This is a genomic window from Nocardiopsis salina YIM 90010 (assembly GCF_000341025.1).
Lineage (GTDB): Bacteria > Actinomycetota > Actinomycetes > Streptosporangiales > Streptosporangiaceae > Nocardiopsis > Nocardiopsis salina.
The window spans coordinates 1-2,847 of the sequence record NZ_ANBF01000002.1 but is presented as its reverse complement, the minus strand read 5'-3'; the positions used below and the strand labels follow the sequence as shown (position 1 = coordinate 2,847).

The 2,847-nt window shown below is 69.6% G+C and carries 4 protein-coding genes; 1 reads left to right on the top strand and 3 read right to left on the bottom strand.

From position 1 onward, the window contains the following. Nucleotides 1–1,598: Tn3 family transposase (locus tag D474_RS0100335; protein ID WP_017611610.1), on the top strand; the 1,598-nt coding region annotated here is incomplete at its 5' end. A 6-nt stretch (nt 1,599–1,604) separates the two neighbouring features. Here the strand turns inward: D474_RS0100335 and D474_RS0100330 are convergent. From D474_RS0100330 to D474_RS0100315, 3 genes are all read right to left on the bottom strand, one after another. Beyond that, nucleotides 1,605–1,871, bottom strand: a complete 267-nt coding sequence (locus tag D474_RS0100330) for a hypothetical protein (RefSeq protein ID WP_017611609.1) — start codon at nt 1,869–1,871, stop codon at nt 1,605–1,607. Nucleotides 1,872–1,942: 71 nt separating this feature from the next. Continuing rightward, entirely contained in the window at nt 1,943–2,206 is a 264-nt protein-coding gene (locus tag D474_RS0100325) for a hypothetical protein (protein WP_017611608.1), read from the bottom strand. 403 nt (nt 2,207–2,609) lie between these two features. Further along, on the bottom strand, nt 2,610–2,847 hold a 238-nt coding region (locus D474_RS0100315), incomplete at its 5' end, for an SDR family NAD(P)-dependent oxidoreductase (protein WP_239646965.1).

Below are 2,847 nucleotides of genomic sequence, written 5' to 3'. Positions count from 1 at the left end.
CGCTGCGCCGCCACGAGGTGTTCGTGCCCGGACTGGGCAAGTGGGGCGACCCCACCGCCGGGCTGCTGGCCGGATCCGCGTGGGAGGCCGCCCGGGACGGCCTGTGCCGCGACCTGGGCCTGGCACCCGAACCCGGTGTGGACCTTCCCCGGTGGGCTGATCGGCTGGACGGCGCCTACCGCCAGCTCGCCGATGGCCTGGCGGCCAACCCCTCGGTGCGCATCGAGCAGCGCGAGGGCCGCGACCACCTCGTGCTGTCCGGCCTGGACGCCCTGGACGAGCCCGCCTCACTGACTGCCCTGAGAGAGAGCGTGGCTGCCCGCATCCCCGTCGTGGACTTCCCCGAGGTTTTGTTGGAGGTCCACTCCTGGACCGGGTGCCTGGACCGGTTCACCCACGTGGGCGGCCAGACACCCTCCCGCAAGGACGACATGATCACCTCCATCGCCGCCGTGCTGTGCGCCCAAGCCATGAACGTCGGCATGCGCCCGATGGTCTCCGAGGCCAGCGAAGCCCTCTCGCTGGACCGGCTGTTTTGGACCGAGCAGAACTACATCCGCGCCTCCACGCTCACCCCGGCCAACGCTGACCTGGTCGACTACCACTCACGTCTGGACATCGTGGCCGCCTGGGGCGGCGGCGAGCTGGCCTCCGCCGACGGGCTGCGCTTCATCGTCCCGGTCAAGACCATCAACGCCGGTCCCAACACCAAGTACTTCGGCAAGGGCAAGGGCGCCCGCGGGGTGACCTACTACAACTTCACCTCCGACCAGTTCACCGGCTTCCACGGCATCGTCATCCCCGGCACCCCCAAGGACTGGTACTACATCCTCGAAGGGCTGCTGGAGCAGGAGACCTCGTTGCGCCCCACCGAGATCACCTCCGACACCGCCGGGGCCTCCGAGATCGCCTTCGGCATCTTCCGCCTCATGGGCTGGCAGTTCTCCCCCCGCTTGGCCGACGCCGGATCAGCGACGCTGTACCGCACCGACCCCGCGGCCGATTACGGCCCGCTCAACAACCTCACTCGCACCCGGATCAACACCGGCCTTATCACCGACTCCTGGGACGAACTGCTGCGGGTGGCGGCCTCCCTGCGCTCCGGGGCGGTCAAGGCCAGCGAACTGTTCCGCTACCTGGCCGGAGGCGGCACCCCCACCCCGATCGGCCGGGCCCTGATGGAGCTGGGACGCCTGGACCGCTCGATCTACCTGGCCTCCTACTTCGACGACGAACTCCTCAGGCGCCGGGTCAACACCCAGCTCAACCGGCAAGAATCCCGCCACACCCTGGCCCGTAAGATCTTCCACGGCCAAAAGGGCGAGCTGCGCCAGCGCTACCGTGAGGGCATGGAGGACCAGCTCGGCGCGCTCGGCTTCATGGTCAACGTCGTCATCTTGTGGAACACCGTCTACACCGCCCGCGCTATCGAGCAGATCCGTGCCGAGGGCACCCGGGTGCACGCCGCTGACATCGCCCGCCTCAGCCCTCTGGGCAGCGAACACCTCAACATGCTGGGCCGCTACAACTTCAAGCTCGCTCCCGAGATCGGTGCCGGGCGGCTGCGCCCGCTGCGCGCACCCCGCCCCGGCCAGTAGGGCCTCTCATCCCGCGGTGTTCTCGCCCGCTGCTGCGAGGGTGCGCCGTACCTGCTCGTGGGAGACGGACGAGAACGCCGCGATCCGGCGCAGCCCCCACCCTTCGGCCCGGGCGTCGCCCATCGCCGCGACCGTCGCCTGATCGAGGGCCCCATCCAGGGCGGCTCGCAGCTCGGCGAGCTTGCGCAACCGCACCGCCGGGGCCAGGTGGGCGAACTCCGCGCACACCCGTTCCACGTCGGCTCTGACGAAGGCCACCGCGTCACCGTCCATGCCGACAGGGTGGTGTGCCCCGCCACGGGTGTCAACAGATGTGACAGTTGCCGGGACTCACCGTTCCGTTCCTACTCGGACCCCAGGATGCGGGGGCTGTCCCAGGGCAGGTCCTGGGCGGCCGGCTCCTCGTAGAAGACCGAAAGGGTACGCAGTTCACCCCCGGTGCGCCAGAACCAGGCCTTGCCCACCCGCCCCTGCCCCAGGTGGTGGACCTGGCCTTCCATGCCCTGGCCCCGCGCCCGCACGCTCGCGTATCCCAGCCGGTGGTAGAGGTCCTCGATCGCTGTGCCCCCGCCGCCCCCCTGTTCGGTGCACGCTGCCCTGACGTGCACCGATGCCGCTACGGTGCGCGCCGGGGCGGAGTCTACGCACCCCGCGCCCGGGCCGGCGAGCGGTTTTCCCCGCCCGCGTTCCCTCACAGGAAGGTGGGGCCACTGGTGTGCGTGTGGCCTGATGTGGCCAACGCCTGTGGCCAGGGCGCGTGTGCTGGTACCCCGAGAGGATCCGTGTCCGCAACGATGTCTGAGAGGTGCCATGGGTGCACGCGGCCCCGAGTGGGCTTCGACCGCCTTCTACCTGTTCGTGCTGGTGTTGTTCCTGGCCTGGCTGGCCGAACGCTGCTGAACCCCCTGCGCCGCGGCCCCGCACCACTGTGGCCCCGACGCCGCATGTCAAGGCCACCAGAACCACACACAGGGTGTTTCACGTGGAACCCTGCGTGAAAAGGGGTAAAACTCACTGGCCCAGCACGTACTTGACCGTGGGCCCGCTGCTCCACCCGCGCACACCCCACGTGGAGGCCCCGTATCCGGCCATCAGCACCAGGCCCATCAACCCCGCGGCCGAGGAAATGTTGACGATCGAACCCGCACCGCCCTCACGCATCAGCGGCGCCACCGCCTGTGCCAGGATGCAGCCCATGTCGGTACGAGAACTCCTGGTCCTGGGCACCTCCAGCGCCGTGCCCACCCGC